Below are 16514 nucleotides of genomic sequence, written 5' to 3'. Positions count from 1 at the left end.
GCGGCCGGGCGCCGATGCCCCCTAGGGTCGGGTCGTTCGGCACATCTCGGGCAGAGGGGGGCCGGGCACTCAACGAGGAGGCTCGTCCAGTGTCACGAAAGTCAATGAGGACCATCGGCGCCGCGGTCGCGATCGCGGCGCTCGGCCTCGCCGGCACAGCTCCGGCGAACGCCGTCCCCAACAACAACTCGGTCAAGAAGCTCACCAAGGCCGTCACTGTCGAAGGCGTCCTCGATCACCTCGAGGCCTTGCAGGACATCGCCGACGAGTACGGAGACCGGGCCTCTGGCCGCCCGGGCTACGACGCCTCGGTGGACTACGTCGTCTCCCAGCTCGAAGGCGCCGGCTACGACCCTGTCGTCCAGGAGTTCACCTTCGACTACAGCGAGGAGAACTCGGAGCTGGCCAGGGTGAGCCCGGACCCGCGGACGTTCGTCGACGAGAGGGATTTCCTCCGCAACAGCTTCGACACCGGCACGCCCGAAGGCACCGCGACCGGCCCGCTGGTCCCTGTCGGCGTCGTGGTGCCGTCGGCGGACCTCCCGCCGAACAGCAACACGAGTGGTTGCGAGGCGAGCGACTTCGCCGACTTCCCCGAGGGCGGCATCGCCCTGGTGCAGCGCGGCACGTGCGGGTTCACCGTGAAGGTCCTCAACGCCCAGGCGGCCGGCGCGGCCGGCGTCGTGGTGATGAACGAGGGCCAGCCGGGCCGTACCGGCCTGGTCGGCATGATCGGTGACGCGACCGGCCTGACGATCCCCGCAGTCTTCGCGACGTCGGCCGCCGGCGAGGATCTCGCGGCGACGCCTGGCGCCACCGTGACCGTCACCGTCGACTACCTGTCCGAGGAGCGGACGACCTACAACGTCGTCGCCGAGACCAAGCAGGGCGACGACGACAACACGGTGATGGTGGGCGCCCACCTCGACGGCGTCCAGGCAGGTGCCGGGATCAACGACAACGGCACCGGCAGCGCTGCCCTGCTCGAGACCGCGATCCAGATGCAGAAGGTCAAGCCCAGCAACACCGTGCGCTTCGCGTGGTGGGGAGCTGAGGAGTCCGGTCTGCTGGGGTCCGAGCACTACGTCGAGAGCCTCACCGCCGCCGAGGCCGACGACATCGCGCTCTACCTGAACTTCGACATGATCGGCTCCCCGAACTACATGTTCGGCATCTACGACGGCGACAACTCCGGCGGCACCGCCGCCCCCGGCTTCATCCCGGAGGGCTCGGCGCAGATCGAGGACGTGTTCGAGAAGTTCTACGCAGACCGCGGCATCCCCTCGCAGGACACGGAGTTCTCCGGGCGGTCCGACTACGGCCCGTTCATCGCGGTCGGCATCCCGGCGGGCGGCCTGTTCACCGGGGCGGAGGGGGTGAAGACCCTGGCGGAGGCCGAGCTGTACGGCGGCGTCGCCGGCGCGTCGTACGACCCGTGCTACCACGCCGCCTGCGACAACCTCCGGGGCGACGGCCGGGACGAGGCGCTGTACGACCAGCTCGAGGAGGACTACACGCTGGTCGGCAACGTCAACGAGTACGCGCTCGACGTGAACGCCGACGCGCTCGCCGCGGCGACGATCACGTTCGCGTTCGACACCTCGACGGTCAACGGGGTCCGCAAGCCCGGGAAGTCGCACGGCGCAGGCAAGAGCAAGGACGCGTTCAAGAACCGCTTCGCGCGGTAGGCGACGCACTGCACTGCACTGCCCGGGGCCTCGCGGTCCCGGGCAGTGCTGCGTCCAGACCGGCTCCGTCGCGCGCGTGGCACAGTGGACGGACCCCGGTAGACATGCCCGGGATCTGACCTGGAACGGTGTTCCAGATTCCCTCCCCTTACTCTGGCAGGTGTGGCTAACCTGCTCACCGGGGGCACCACCTCAGAGACGACGCACAGAAGGGCCGGGCCTTGGCGAGCGAGAGCAAGCGGGTCGAAAAGCTGGACCGGGTGGTCATCCGGTTCGCAGGAGACTCCGGCGACGGGATGCAGCTGACGGGTGACCGGTTCACCCAGGAGACCGCGGCCTTCGGCAACGATCTCTCCACCCTCCCGAACTTCCCCGCGGAGATCCGCGCACCTCAGGGCACGCTGCCGGGCGTCAGCTCGTTCCAGGTCCACTTCGCCGACCACGACATCCTCACCCCCGGCGACCGGCCGGACGTCCTGGTCGCGATGAACCCCGCAGCGCTCGCGGCCAACATCGACGCGCTGCGCCCCGGTGGCATCGTCATCGTCGACAGCCACGACTTCACCAAGCGCAACCTGGCCAAGGCCGGCTACGAGGTCTCGCCGCTCGACGACGACAGCCTCGCCGACTACCAGGTGCACGCGCTGGACCTCACCGGCATGACCGTCGGCGCCGTCGCCGGCTTCGGGCTCGGACGCAAGGACGCAGCGCGCTCCAAGAACATGTTCGCGCTCGGCCTGGTCTCCTGGATGTACGGCCGCCCGACCGACTCGACGCTGGCGTACCTCGAGACCAAGTTCGCGGCCAAGCCCGCGATCCGCGACGCCAACGTCGCCGCCTTCAAGGCCGGCTGGTACTTCGGTGAGACGACCGAGGCGTTCGCGGTCTCGTACGAGATCGCCCCGGCGCGGATGGACAGCGGCCGCTACCGCAACATCACGGGCAACACCGCACTGGCGTACGGCATCGTCGCCGCGGGTCAGCGCTCCGGACTGCCCGTCTTCCTCGGCGCCTACCCCATCACGCCCGCGTCCGACATCCTGCACGAGCTGAGCAAGCACAAGGGCTTCGGCGTCACGACGTTCCAGGCCGAGGACGAGATCGCCGGGATCGGCGCCGCGCTCGGCGCCTCCTTCGGCGGCGCGCTCGGCGTCACGACCACGTCCGGCCCCGGCATCTCGCTCAAGTCCGAGACCATCGGCCTCGCGGTGATGCTCGAGCTCCCGCTGGTCATCGTCGACGTCCAGCGGGGCGGACCGTCGACCGGTCTGCCGACCAAGACCGAGCAGTCCGACCTGCTGCAGGCGATGTTCGGCCGCAACGGCGAGGCGCCGCTCCCGGTCATCGCGCCGCAGTCGGCAGCCGACTGCTTCGACGCCGCGCTCGAGGCCGCACGGATCGCCGTGACCTACCGCACGCCGGTGATGCTGCTGTCCGACGGCTACCTGGCCAACGGCTCCGAGCCGTGGATGATCCCCGACGTCGACACCCTCCCCCGGATCGAGCCGGCCTTCGCCACCGTGCCGCCCGAGGGCGAGGAGTTCCTGCCCTACGCCCGCGATCCCGAGACCCACGCCCCGTCGTGGGCGCCTCCGGGTGTCGCGGGTCTCGAGCACCGTGTCGGCGGCATCGAGAAGGCCGACGGCACCGGCAACATCTCCTACGACCCCGCCAACCACGACCGCATGGTGCGCAACCGTGCGGCCAAGGTGGCGCGCGTCGCCGACTCGATCCCGGACCTCGTCGTCGACGACCCGTCGGGCGAGGCGCGGGTCCTCGTCCTCGGCTGGGGCTCGACGTACGGGCCCATCGGCGCCGGCGTCCGCTCGGCGCGCGCTCAGGGCATCGACGTCGCCCACACCCACCTCCGCCACGTCAACCCGTTCCCGCGCAACCTCGGCGAGATCCTGCGCTCCTACGACCACGTGATCGTGCCCGAGATGAACCTCGGCCAGCTCGCGCTGCTCCTGCGCGCCGAGTTCCTGGTCGACGTCAGGGGCTACGACAAGGTGACCGGCATGCCGTTCGGCTCCGACGAGCTGGCGGAGGTCATCGCGCAGGCCGTCAAGAGCATCGACACCCACCGCCTGGAGAACCACCGATGAGCATCGACCTTCCCGCCCCGATCCTCGCCCGCGACGGACTCGCCGGGATGCCGGCTGCCGAGGCGCGGCAGACCGGCAAGGAGTTCACCTCCGACCAGGAGGTGCGCTGGTGCCCCGGCTGCGGCGACTACGCCGTGCTCAAGGCCGTCCAGGGCTTCCTCCCCGACCTCGGACTGAAGCGCGAGAACATCGTCTTCGTCTCCGGCATCGGCTGCTCGTCGCGCTTCCCGTACTACCTCGACACCTACGGCCTCCACTCGATCCACGGCCGGGCGCCCGCGATCGCCACCGGGCTGGCGACCGCCCGCTCCGACCTCTCGGTGTGGGTCGTCACCGGCGACGGCGACGCGCTGTCGATCGGCGGCAACCACCTCATCCACGCGCTGCGCCGCAACGTCAACATGACGATCCTGCTGTTCAACAACCGGATCTACGGCCTCACGAAGGGCCAGTACTCCCCGACGTCGGAGATCGGCAAGGTCACCAAGTCCACGCCGATGGGCTCCCTCGACAACCCGTTCAACCCGATCTCCCTGGCGCTCGGCGCGGAGGCGACGTTCGTGGCGCGGACGATCGACACCGACCGCAACCACCTGACGGGCGTGCTCCGCGAGGCCGCTGCGCACCGCGGGACGTCGCTGGTCGAGATCTACCAGAACTGCCCGATCTTCAACGACGGGGCGTTCGACACGATCAAGGACCCCGAGACGCGTGACCACGCGGTCATCCCCCTGGTCCACGGCCAGCCGGTCGTCTACGGTCCGAACGGTGAGCACGGGCTCGTCCGCGATCCCGCCACCGGCGTCATCTCGGCGGTCGAGGTCACCGACGCCAACCGTGACCAGCTGCTCGTCCACGACGCCCACGCCGACGACCCGACCCTCGCGTTCGCGATCAGCCGGCTCACCGACGGCGGCCACCTCGACCGAGCACCGGTCGGGATCTTCCGGCAGGTCGAGCGCGCAACCTACGACGACCGCGCCCGTCAGCAGCTGCAGACCGCGGTCGAGTCGTCGGGACCGGGTGACCTGCAGCAGCTGCTGACCGGCAACGACACCTGGACGATCGGAACGTAACCTGCCGGAGTGACGACGACGCAGCGCTCCGAGACCGCGGAAGGCCTCGCGTACGGAGTCGGTGCGTACCTCTTGTGGGGGGTCGTCCCGCTCTACTGGCCGCTGCTGGAGCCGGCATCGGCGCTGGAGGTGCTGGCGCACCGCGTCGTGTGGTCGCTGGTCACCGTCGGCGTCCTCCTCCTCGTCACGCGGCGCTGGTCGCAAGCGCTGGCGGTGACGCGCGACCCGCGCCGCATGGCGTACGTCGTCGCCGGCGCCGTCGTCGTCGCGATCAACTGGGGGACGTTCATCTACGCGGTGAACTCCGACCACGTGGTGGAGGCGTCCCTCGGCTACTTCATCAACCCGCTGGTGACCATCGCCCTCGGTGTGGTCTTCCTCCGGGAGCGGCTGCGTCCGGTGCAGTGGTGCGCGCTCGCCCTCGCCCTCGCCGCCGTCGTCGAGCTCACCTGGGAGTACGGCCGGCTCCCCGTGATCGCCCTGACCCTCGCTCTGAGCTTCGGGGTGTACGGACTGATGAAGAAGCAGGCCGCGATCGGCGCGGTCGAGGGGCTCGCCCTGGAGACCTTCGCGCTGGCACCGGTCGCGGCGGCGTACCTCGGCTATCTCGCTGTGACGGGCGCTCTTGCCTTCGGCAGCCACGGTCTCGGGCACGCCCTCCTGCTCGCCTCGACCGGCCTGGTGACCGCCGTCCCGCTGCTGCTGTTCGGCGGCGCCGCCACGCGCCTCACCCTGACCGCGCTCGGCCTGCTGCAGTACCTCGCGCCGATCCTCCAGTTCGCCGTCGGAGTGTTCGTGTTCCACGAGGCCATGACGACGGGCCGATGGGTCGGCTTCGCCCTGGTGTGGGCCGCGCTGGTCCTGATCACCGTCGAGGCCACGCGCCACCACCGCCGTACGCTGCGCGAGTCCGCGTCGAACCTGGTCTAGCCCGGCGCCGACGTGCCGCCGCTCAGCGGACCAGGTCGCTCGCTCGCGGCGTCGCCACCCGGGCACGGACGACGGAGCCCTCGGCGGTGCTCGTCGCCTCCACGCCGCGGCTCAGCGTCCGCACGATGTAGAGGCCGCGGCCGCGCTCGCGGCCGGCGGGCGGAGGCGTTCTGCCGTGCTCGTTCAGACGAGGGTCGCCCTGCCCGTCATCGGTCGCCTCGATCACGAGATCACCGTCGACCATCTCCACCGACAGCACGGCGCGGGTGCGCGCCGCCGTGATCGCGTTGGCGAGGAGCTCGTCGGCGACGAGGAGCGCGTCCTCGCTGATCACGCCGTGTCCTCCCATCCACTCGCGCATCTCACGGCGGACGCGGCCGATCATCGACACGCCCTGCGGGCCGAGCTCCCAGCGGGCGCGACGCGGGAGCGCCGGCCTGGTCGCCCGGCGGACGACGAGGGCGAGGGCATCGTCGTGCCTCTCTGCCCCCTCGAGCGACCGGTCGACGAGCGCGTCGGAGAGCTCCTGCGCCGGAAGCCCGGCCACCTCGGAGGCGATGCGCTCGAGCTGCGCCATCCCGGCGATGATGTCGCGCCGCGCCTCGACCAGCCCGTCGGTGTAGAGGATGAGCGACTCCCCCTCCTCCAGCGTGGTGACCGCGACGCTGGTGCTGCCGACCCCTGGCCAGCCGATCGCTCCCCCGCTGCCGGCGACCTGTCGGACCGTTCCGTCCGGGGCGACGATGAACGCGGGCGGGTGTCCACCGGAGGCGACGCGGAGCTCGCCGGTGCTCGGGTCGAGGCGGGCGACGACGACCGTGGCGACCAGCTCCGAGTCCTGCGCGTCCAGCAGCTCGTCCGCACGGAGCACCAGGTCCTCCAGAGGAGTGCCCTCCACGGCGACGTAGCGGAGCGTGTGGATCACCGTGAGTGCGTCACGGGTGGCGGTCACACCGTGGCCGAGGACGTCGACGACGGCGACGTGGAGCTCGCCGGTCGGCAGCCGGCGCCAGTCGAAGAGGTCACCCCCGGTCGGCGCCGTGGGGTCGGAGGCGACATAGGCGACGGCGATGTCGACCCCGTCCATCCCGGGAGGCTCCGGGGCCACGGCCTGCTGCAGGTGGTCGACCACCAGACGCTGCGCCGCCTGCATCTCGACGAGATGGCTGAACTGCTCGCGGAGCTCGTGGAACTCCGTCGCCGGCGTGATGTCGCGGGCGACCACGACGAGACGCGGCGCGCCGGGGCTGTCCTCCGCCGGGGTGAAGGAGCACGCGAGCTGCTGCACGCGGCCGTCGGTCGCCGTGACCACCATCTCTCTCGGGAACTCGCTCAGACTGCGCCAGTTCACGAGGTCGACCGGCCGGCCGGCGGACGTCCGGGCCTGGAGGCGCTGGAGTGCGTCACGCCGTCCGACCGCCTCCGCGGCCGAGAGACCGGTGATCCGCTCGCACGCTGGGTTCCACGTGGCGATGACGCCGGCGGCGTCGAGGGTGAAGATGCCGTCGGAGGTGCTCTGGAGGATCTGCGCGACCGAGCGTTCGCTCTGGACGACCTTGGCGATCGCCCAGCCTCGCGTGAGCGTGTGTGCGGTCTGCCGGGCCAGCGTCACCATCATCGAGACCTGGTCGCGCTCGACCGCCCTTGTCGGGCGGAGCACGTCGAACAGCGCGATCACCCCGATGTCACGCGGGCCGATCTGCATGGGCGTGGACAGGCATGACCGCCGACCGGCCTCCCTGAGCAGCCGCGCCAGCGTCGAGTTGTCCCCGGCCGACACCTGCGTCAGCTCCCCCCGTCTGGGCAGGCGCCGCTCCAGAGGGCCGACCGGCACGTCGCTCTCGTACGACCCGTCGGCCCGTGACCGGAACGCGGCGGGTCTGCCGTCGTCATCGACCACCACGAGCGACACGGCGCGTGCGCCCATGCGCTCACGGACCTCGGCGAGGAAGGGCCGCAGCGCCGTCATGGGATCGACGGGCTCGGAGAGGATGCGGATCGTCTCGCTCAGGGTCTCGACGCGGGCCCGGTCGGCGTACGCCCCGGAGTAGAGCCTCGCCGCCGCGAAGATGAGAACCAGCGGAACCGGGATGAGCAGGACCCCGATGGGGCTTCCCGCGAGGGCGAACACGAACAGCAGACCGAACAACGTGTTGACGACGAGGTGCACGACCACCGCGACGGCGAGGAAGCCCGGCTTGCGGACGACGTAGGGCCAGCTGACCGGGTCGGTGATCGCCGCCTCGACCAGGACCCACAGGGTGTTCACCACGGTGACCACGGCGACGGCGAGGACGATCACGCCGACGACCCGCGGGGTGAGGTCGGCCTGGAGGCCGACGACGTCCGCGACCACGGTGCCCACGGCAGCACCGAGGGTCCATCGAGCCATCAGCGCGAAGGTGCGCAGGCGGGGGTATGCGCCGTTGAGCAGCCCTGGGACGTGGGCGAGGGCCACCGCGGCCGCGACCACGGTGACGTCGTACCCGTAGATCAGGGGGGTGATCGTCGAGGTCATCAGCGAGAGCCGCGCCGGGTTCGCCGGACCCCTGATCTCGAGCTGGAACTGCGCCGCGGCCGCGACGGCGACCACCAGGACGGGCAGACAGGCCCACGGGAGGTTCCGGACGGAGTCGTGCTCCAGTGTCCACCAGGCGTAGGCCAGCCCGCCGACGCACAGCCACGAGAGCACCACGAACGCCCACAGGCGTGCGTACGACCTCTGCTTGCTCACATCCGACCTCCGGGCGACCGCCTGGTGCCAGTATGCGCCGTCAGGGTGCCTCAGTCCGGGGGTCAGCCCAGCCGGGTGACGACGCGGTCGCAGACACCGAGCAGTGCGGTGCGCGCCTCGCTGTCGTCGAGCTGCAGGAGGAGGCCGCGTGCGGTGTCGGCCTCGCGGCGGACCAGGAGCCGTGCGTCGTCGAGAGCGGGGTTGGTCCGGAGCAGCCCCAGCGCCTCCTCGACCTCGGCGTCGTCGGCGAGCGGACGACTCAGGAGGTCGAGCAGCCGCGCGTCCTCGGGGCGTGCCGCCTGCTGCACGAGCAGGGTCGTCAGCGTCGGAACACCCTCGCGAAGGTCGGTGCCCGGCGTCTTGCCCGACTCGTCGGTCTCGCTCGCGATGTCGATCACGTCGTCGGCGAGCTGGAAGGCCGAGCCGATCCGCTCGCCGAACTCCGTCAGCGTCGACACGACGCCCGGGTCCGCACCGCTCATCATCGCGCCGAAGCGCGCGGCGGTGGCGATCAGCGAGCCGGTCTTGTCGGCGACCACGTCGAGGTAGTGCTGGAGCGGGTCCTCGTCGTTGCGCGGCCCGATCGTCTCGTGGATCTGGCCGTGAACCAGGCGCTGGAACGTCTCGGCCTGGATGCGCACGGCGTCGGTCCCGAGCCCGGCGACCACACGGGAGGCGACGGCGAAGAGGTAGTCGCCGGTGAGGATCGCAATCGAGTTGTCCCATCGGGCGTTGGCCGAGACCGCTCCGCGACGCAGCGACGCCTCGTCCATCACGTCGTCGTGGTAGAGCGTCGCCAGGTGGGTCAGCTCGATGACGACAGCCGACGGCACGACCTCGTCCGACTCGGGATCGTCGCCGAACTCGGCGGCGAGCAGGACGACGAGCGGCCGGAACCGCTTGCCGCCCGCAGCGAGCAGGTGGCTCGCCGTCTCCCCGATGAAGCCGTCGTCGTCGTGGACGGCAGCGCTCAGCTGCTTCTCGACCTCGTCCATCCGGACGCGGACGCGTTCTTCGAGCTCGGAGTCGGACTCGGCGATGCCCCAGGCGTGTGCCGCCACGGCTGCTGCTCCCTCGATCGTGCGATAGGTCAACGGACGAACGCCCCGGCCTGCTGCACGAGATCGAGCAGCGAATCGGGAAGTACCCCCAGCACGATTGTGACAGCCACCGCGATCCCTACGACCGACCAGGTCAGCGGGCTAGGCACGGCGACCGACGGGCCGTCCCCCTGCGGGGCCGCGAAGAAGAGCAGGACGACCACCCGGACGTAGAAGAACAGCGCGATGGCGGAGGCGACGACACCGACGACCACGAGCGGCCAGGCGCCACCCTCCCACGCCGCCGCGAAGACGGTCCACTTGCCGATGAAGCCTCCCGTCAAAGGGATCCCGGCGAACGACAGCAAGAAGATCGTGAAGGCCACGGCCACCACCGGAGACTCCTTGCCGAGCCCAGCCCAGCGGCTGAGGTGGGTGGTCTCGCCACCAGCGTCGCGGACCAGCGTCACGACGGCGAACGCCCCGATCACGGCCGCTCCGTACGCGATCAGGTAGAAGAGCACCGCCGACACGCTCGTCACACCGTCACCGCTCACCATGCCCGCCATCGCGACGAGCAGGAAACCCGCGTGGGCGATCGAGGAGTAGGCCAGCATCCGCTTGACGTCGGTCTGGGCGATGGAGACGACGGCACCGAACAGCATCGTGACGATCGCGATCGCCCACACGGTCGGAGCCCAGTCCCACCGGGCCCCGCCGAACGCCACGAAGAAGATCCGCAGCATCGCGATGAACGCCGCCGCCTTCGTGCCCGCCGCCATGAAGGCGGTGACCGGCGTCGGCGCGCCCTGATAGACGTCGGGCGTCCACGCGTGGAACGGCACGGCCGCGACCTTGAACAGCAGGCCGACCAGGATCAGCGCCATCCCGGCGAGGAGGATCGTCTGGCCCTCGATCCGGTTGGAGACGGCGGTCGAGATCTCGGCCAGGTCGAACGAGCCGGCGTAGCCGTAGACGAGCGCGATGCCGTACAGGAAGAACGCCGAGGAGAACGCCCCCAGGAGGAAGTACTTCATCGCCGCCTCCTGGCTGAGCAGCCGGCGACGACGCGCCAGCCCGCACATCAGGTAGAGCGGGAGGCTCAGGACCTCCAGAGCGACGAACATGCCGAGGAGGTCGTTGGCCGAGGCGAAGAACATCATCCCGGCGAGCGCGAACATGGCGAGCGGGAAGACCTCGCTGTGCTCGATGCGCAACCGCGTCGCGCGGCGTTCGTCGACACTGCCCGGCGGGGTCGCAGCCTGGCTCGTGAAGACGCTCAGGCCGCCCTCCAGGCGGCGCTCGGCGAACAGCAGCACGCCGAGCAGACCGAAGAACAGGAGCATCGCCCAGGTGACGACGGCAGGCCCGTCGACGCTCAGCGCCCCCATCGCCGTCGGACCGCCCCGTGCCGTCACGTCACCCTCGACCGGAGCAAGGTCGGTCCCGACCCAGACGGTCGCGCCGAACGCGGCGACGACGCCGACGGCGGCGAGGCCCACCTGGCTGACGAAGCGGTAGGCACGCGGGACGAACGCCTCCACGAGGACACCCGCCACGGCCACGCCCAGCACGATGAGCAACGGCGAGATCGTGCCGTAATCGATGTCGGGTGCGTCGATCGGCGACCGGGCACCCGGGAGGGCGGCCAGCATGCTCACGGCACTCACTTGGAGCTCCCCTCGGCGGTCGGGAAGGACGGGGTCTGCGGCTCGGGGTCACCGATCTGCACGTGGTCCAGCGTGTCGGAGACAGCCGGGTTGATCACGTCGAGGATCGGCTGCGGGAACAGGCCGAAGCCGATGAGCAGCACGACGACCGGCGCGATCGCGACGATCTCGCGCGGCACCATGTCGGTCACCCCGCGGTTGTCGTCGCGCAGCGGCCCGGTCATCGTCCGCTGGTACATCAGCAGGATGTAGAGCGCCGCGAGCACGATGCCCAGCGTCGCGAACACCGCGGCCGTCGGCGAGCGGGTGAACGTGCCCGCCAGCACGAGGAACTCCCCGACGAACGTCGCCAGGCCCGGCAGCGAGAGCGAGGCGAGACCGGCGATGAGGAACAGCCCGGCGGTGATCGGGGCGATCTTCTGCACCCCGCCGAAGTCGGAGATCCGTGCCGAGCCTCGCCGTTGGATGAGGAACCCGGCGATCAGGAACAGCGCCGCCGTGGAGAGCCCGTGGTTGAACATGTAGAACGTCGCGCCCGACGCCGACTGGGTCGTCAGCGCGAAGATGCCGAGCACGATGAACCCGAAGTGCGACACCGACGTGAACGCGATCAGCCTCATCAGGTGGTCCTGCCCGATCGCGAGCAAGGCTCCGTACAGGATGCTGACGACCGCCAGCGTGATCACGACAGGACTCGCCCACTCCGAGGCCTCGGGGAAGAGGCCGAGGCAGAAGCGGATCATGCCGAACGTGCCGAGCTTGTCGAGCACGCTCACCAGCAGCACCGAGGTGCCCGGGGTGGCCGCCGAGGCGGCGTCGGGCAGCCACGTGTGCAGCGGCACCATGGGCGCCTTCACCGCGAAGGCGATGAAGAAGCCCATGAAGAGCCACCTGCCCTCGACGGTGCCGATCGACAGGTCCTTCATGTCCGCCAGCAGGAACGACGGGTCGCCCTGGCTGTTGGAGAGGGCCCACATCCCGATCACCGAGGCGAGCATGAGCAGCCCGCCGGCGAGGGAGAACATCAGGAACTTCAGGGCGGCGTACGACCGCCGGGCGCCGCCGTAGCCACCGATCAGGAAGTAGGCAGGGACGAGCGCGGCCTCGAACAAGACGTAGAAGAGGAACACGTCGGTCGCGGCGAAGACACCGATGACCAGCCCTTCGAGCGCGAGCATGAGGGCGAAGAACGTCCCGACGCTCCACCGAGCCCCGTCGGCGTCGTTCCAGCCCGCGATGATGACGATCGGCACGAGGATCGTGGTCATCAGGATCAGCGTCAGACCGATCCCGTCCACGCCGACCGCGTAGTGGACGCCCAGCGCGGCGATCCACTCGTGCTGCTCGGCCAGCTGGTAGCCGGCGCCGTCGAGGTCGTACTGCGACAGGACGCCGAGGGAGACGGCCAGGGAGACCAGGGAGACGACGAGCGCCGCCCACTTCGCCAGCTCGGGACGGCTGCGCGGGAGCGCCGCCACCACCGCCGCGCCGACGAGAGGGACGACCATCAGGATCGTCAGCCAGGGGAAGGACATGTCACTCACGCGAGGTTCACCGCCAGGAGGGCCAGGACGAGGACGAGGGCGCCGCCGAAGATCTCCGCGGCGTAGGTCCGGACGAAGCCGGTCTGGAGCCGGCGCAGACCACGCGCGCCGTCACCGACGAGCTCGGCGGTGCCGTTGACGGCACCGTCGATCCCGCTCCCGTCCACGTAGACGAGGGACCGGGTGAGGTACTGGCCGGGCCGCATGAAGAGCGCCTCGTTGACGGCGTCCCCGTAGAGGTCGGCACGGCCGGCGCGGGTGAAGACCGAGACCTTCTGCGGCGCCGTGTCGGGGATCGCGCGCCGGCCGAAGAGCACGTATGCCAGCGCGATGCCGGCCGCGACGACCAGCACGATGATCGCGGTGATCACGATCGGCGGGACCGGGAGCTCGTGGTGCTCCTCCCCCGTCACCGGAGCCAGCCAGTCGACGATCCAGCTCGAGAAGAGCAGCGCGCCGCCGCCGACCGAGAGGGCGGCGAGGACGATCAGCGGGACGGTCATGATCTTCGGCGACTCGTGCGGGTGCACCCCCTCGCGCCAGCGCTTCTCACCGAAGAACGTCATGATCATGACGCGCGTCATGTAGAACGCGGTCACGCCGGCGCCGACCAGGGCCGCTAGGCCTGCCCAGAAGTTGGTGGCGAACGCCGCCTCGATGACCTTGTCCTTGGAGAAGAACCCGGAGAACCCTGGGAAGCCGATGATCGCCAGGTAGCCCATCGCGAAGGTCACGAAGGTCACGGGCATCATCGTGCGCAGCGCGCCGTAGTGCCTCATGTCGACGTCGTCGTTCATGCCGTGCATGACCGACCCGGCTCCCAGGAACATGTTGGCCTTGAAGAAGCCGTGCGTGATCAGGTGGAAGATCGCGAACGCGTATCCGGCCGGGCCGAGGCCCGCTGCCAGCATCATGTAGCCGATCTGGCTCATCGTGGAGCCGGCCAGCGCCTTCTTGATGTCGTCCTTCGCGCAGCCGATCCACGCGCCGTACAGGAGCGTCACCGCGCCGACGACGACCACCGCCGTACGGGCGACCTCCGACAGGTCGTAGATCGCCGCCGACCGCACGACGAGGTAGACGCCCGCCGTGACCATGGTCGCGGCGTGGATGAGGGCCGAGACCGGGGTCGGGCCCTCCATCGCGTCGAGCAGCCAGCTCTGCAGCGGCACCTGGGCCGACTTGCCGCAGGCACCCAGCAGCAGCAGGAGGCCGAGCGCGGTCGCCACACCCTGGGAGGCGTTCGCGACGTTGAGGCCGACGTCGTGGATGTTGGTCGTGCCGAACTGCGCGAACATCAGCATGATGCCGAGCGCGAGCCCGAGGTCGCCGACACGGTTGACGACGAACGCCTTCTTGGCGGCGACGGCGGCCGAGCGCTTCTCCTGCCAGAAGCCGATCAGCAGGTACGAGGCGAGGCCGACGCCCTCCCAGCCCAGGAAGAGCACGAGGTAGTCGCCCGCGAGGACGAGCACGAGCATCGCCGCGATGAAGAGGTTGAGGAAGCCGAAGAACCGGCGCTTACGCGGGTCGTCGGCCATGTAGCCGATCGAGTAGACGTGGATCAAGGACCCGACGCCGGTGATCAGCAGGACGAAGAGCGCGGCCAGCTGGTCGTAGTAGACGCTCATCGTCACGTCGAACCCGCCGACCTGCATCCAGGTCCACAGGTCGTGCGTGATCGCCCGCTCGGCGACGTCCTGCCCGAGCAGCGCGATGAAGGCGACGAGACCGACGACGAACGAGGCGATCGCGGCCAGGGTGCCCAGCAGGTGGCCGAAGCGGTCGAGCGGACCGTGGTCGCCCGCACCGTCGCCGATGAGCAGGATCGCGGCGCTGACCGCCGGGATGGCGACCACCAGCCACAACCAGGAGAAAACGCCGTCGGCAGCGACCGGCACGACGTCCGCGTGCTCGCTCGCAGCCAGCACGACGGTGGACAAACTCGTCATTCCCGTCCCCTCAGAGCTTCAGCAGACTGGCGTCGTCGACCGAGGCCGAGCGACGGGTCCGGTAGATCGACACGATGATCGCGAGGCCGACGACGACCTCGGCCGCGGCGACCACCATCACGAAGAAGGCCGCGATCTGACCGTCGAGATTGCCGTTCGCCCGCGCGAACGTGACGAACGCGAGGTTGCACGCGTTGAGCATCAGCTCCACGCACATGAAGACGATGATCGCGTTGCGGCGGACCAGGACCCCGACGGCACCGATGGTGAACAGCAGGGCCGAGAGACCGATGAAGGGTTCGACGTTCACCGGTCGGTCACCTCGTCATCAGCAGGTCGGTCGTCAGCAGGTCGGTCTTCGGCAGGTCGGTTGTCCGCAGGGTGCGCGGCGCCGTCCTTCGGTGCCCGCGGGCCGGTCACCGAGATCGGTGCCGACTCGATGACTCCGCGCTCGGGACCGTCGGACTCCAGCTTGCGGAGCGTGACCGCGACGTCACCGGAGAAGGCCCCGTCGCGCACGACACCACGGTCGCGCAGCGTCTTCGACGTCGACGACTCGGCCGGCGAGCCGTCGGGCAGGAGGGCCGGCACGTCGACGGCGTTGTGGCGGGCGTAGACGCCGGGAGTGGGCAGGTTGCCGGGGTGCTCGCCGTGCTCGGCGTAGCGCTGCATCCGCTGGAGCGCCAGCTCGCGCTGCGTCGGCTTGGGCTCGAGCCGCTCACGGTGCGCGAGCACCATCGCGCCGAGCGCCGCGGTGATGAGCAGCGCGCTCGTCGCCTCGAACACGAACACGTACCGGTTGAAGAGCAGCCGGGCCAGCCCGTGCACGTTGCCGTCGGCGTTGGCGTCACCGAGCCCGATCACGGGCCCGACGGTCGTCTGGGCGACGACGGTGACGACCAGGAACCCGAAGAGGATGCCCACCACGGCCGCGGCCAGCCGCTGCCCGGGGATCGTCTCGACCAGGGAGTCGGTCTTGTCGACGCCGACCAGCATCAGCACGAAGAGGAACAGCATCATGATCGCGCCGGTGTAGACGATGATCTGCACGACGAACAGGAACGGTGCGTCCTGCATCGCGTACATCATCGCGAGCGAGATCATCACGACCGCGAGGCACAGCGCCGAGTGCACCGCCTTGCGCGACAGCACGACGCCGAGTGCGGCCACGACCATAATCGGTGCCAGCAACCAGAAGGCGGTCACTTCTCGCCTCCCGATGAGGATCCGCCGGCCACCGTGCCGTCGGCGGCCGCCCGCGCTGCCGCGTCGCCGCGGTAGTAGTCGCGCTCGGTGTCGCCCAGACGCATCGCGTGCGGCGGCGCCTCCATCCCCGGGAGCAGCGGGGCGAGGAGGTCGGACTTCTCGTAGATCAGCGCCTCGCGGCTCGTGTCGGCCAGCTCGTACTCGTTGGTCATCGTCAGGGCGCGCGTCGGGCACGCCTCGATGCACAGCCCGCAGAGGATGCAGCGCAGATAGTTGATCTGGTAGACGCGGCCGTAGCGCTCACCGGGCGAGAAGCGCTCGTCCTCGGTGTTGGAGGCACCCTCGACGAGGATCGCGTCGGCGGGACACGCCCACGCGCACAGCTCGCACCCGATGCACTTCTCGAGCCCGTCCGGCCACCGGTTGAGCTGGTGCCGGCCGTGGAAGCGCGGCGCGGTCGGCCGCTTCTCGAACGGGTACTGCACGGTGACCGGCTTCTTGAACATCGTCCGGAACGTCACGCCGAAGCCGGCGATCGGGTCCCAGAGCTGCTCCTTCAGCGTCGCCAT

Annotated in this window: 12 protein-coding genes; 4 read left to right on the top strand and 8 right to left on the bottom strand. The window is 70.1% G+C overall.

Going from position 1 to position 16514, the window contains the following annotated elements; translation table 11 throughout:
* Positions 1-104 precede the first annotated feature (104 nt).
* The 4 genes from KV097_RS01565 (at position 105) to rarD (ending at position 5799) form a co-directional block, all read left to right on the top strand.
* Positions 105-1688 (top strand): M20/M25/M40 family metallo-hydrolase, encoded by a 1584-nt coding sequence (locus KV097_RS01565; RefSeq protein ID WP_220364926.1) that lies wholly within the window; start codon positions 105-107, stop codon positions 1686-1688.
* Between the two features lie 221 nt (positions 1689-1909).
* Positions 1910-3793 (top strand): 2-oxoacid:acceptor oxidoreductase subunit alpha, encoded by a 1884-nt coding sequence (locus KV097_RS01560; RefSeq protein ID WP_255559057.1) that lies wholly within the window; start codon positions 1910-1912, stop codon positions 3791-3793.
* Positions 3790-4869 carry a 2-oxoacid:ferredoxin oxidoreductase subunit beta gene (locus tag KV097_RS01555; protein WP_220342115.1) on the top strand — a complete coding sequence of 360 codons (1080 nt, stop codon included), beginning with the start codon at positions 3790-3792 and terminating at the stop codon, positions 4867-4869. The genes KV097_RS01560 and KV097_RS01555 overlap by 4 nt, the downstream gene beginning before the upstream one ends.
* Before the next feature lie 9 nt (positions 4870-4878).
* The gene (gene rarD / locus KV097_RS01550; protein WP_220345350.1) at positions 4879-5799 is read left to right on the top strand and encodes an EamA family transporter RarD; all 921 of its coding nucleotides are present in this window, start codon (positions 4879-4881) and stop codon (positions 5797-5799) included.
* Between the two features lie 22 nt (positions 5800-5821).
* Here the strand turns inward: rarD and KV097_RS19605 are convergent, their stop codons facing one another.
* The 8 genes from KV097_RS19605 to nuoI form a co-directional block, all read right to left on the bottom strand.
* Positions 5822-8533, bottom strand: coding sequence for a SpoIIE family protein phosphatase (locus KV097_RS19605; RefSeq protein ID WP_220364925.1), 2712 nt, complete (start codon positions 8531-8533; stop codon positions 5822-5824).
* Positions 8534-8595: 62 nt separating this feature from the next.
* Positions 8596-9594 (bottom strand): polyprenyl synthetase family protein, encoded by a 999-nt coding sequence (locus KV097_RS01540; RefSeq protein WP_301021451.1) that lies wholly within the window; start codon positions 9592-9594, stop codon positions 8596-8598.
* A gap of 29 nt (positions 9595-9623) precedes the next feature.
* Positions 9624-11228, bottom strand: a complete 1605-nt coding sequence (gene nuoN, locus KV097_RS01535; protein ID WP_220342540.1) for an NADH-quinone oxidoreductase subunit NuoN — start codon at positions 11226-11228, stop codon at positions 9624-9626.
* Between the two features lie 11 nt (positions 11229-11239).
* Positions 11240-12778 carry an NADH-quinone oxidoreductase subunit M gene (locus tag KV097_RS01530; protein WP_220342118.1) on the bottom strand — a complete coding sequence of 513 codons (1539 nt, stop codon included), beginning with the start codon at positions 12776-12778 and terminating at the stop codon, positions 11240-11242.
* Between the two features lie 5 nt (positions 12779-12783).
* The gene (gene nuoL / locus KV097_RS01525) at positions 12784-14739 is read right to left on the bottom strand and encodes an NADH-quinone oxidoreductase subunit L (RefSeq protein WP_220364924.1); all 1956 of its coding nucleotides are present in this window, start codon (positions 14737-14739) and stop codon (positions 12784-12786) included.
* A 10-nt stretch (positions 14740-14749) separates the two neighbouring features.
* Positions 14750-15049, bottom strand: a complete 300-nt coding sequence (nuoK, locus tag KV097_RS01520) for an NADH-quinone oxidoreductase subunit NuoK (protein ID WP_220342120.1) — start codon at positions 15047-15049, stop codon at positions 14750-14752.
* Entirely contained in the window at positions 15046-15915 is an 870-nt protein-coding gene (locus tag KV097_RS01515) for an NADH-quinone oxidoreductase subunit J (RefSeq protein WP_255559084.1), read from the bottom strand. The genes nuoK and KV097_RS01515 overlap by 4 nt, the downstream gene beginning before the upstream one ends.
* 26 nt (positions 15916-15941) lie before the next feature.
* Positions 15942-16514 (bottom strand): NADH-quinone oxidoreductase subunit NuoI, encoded by a 573-nt coding sequence (gene nuoI / locus KV097_RS01510; RefSeq protein ID WP_220342122.1) that lies wholly within the window; start codon positions 16512-16514, stop codon positions 15942-15944.

The sequence above is a fragment of the Mumia sp. zg.B17 genome (genome assembly GCF_019550915.1).
Taxonomy (GTDB): Bacteria; Actinomycetota; Actinomycetes; order Propionibacteriales; family Nocardioidaceae; genus Mumia.
Note: the sequence above shows the minus strand (reverse complement) of the source record. Positions and strands in the feature narration are given on the sequence as shown.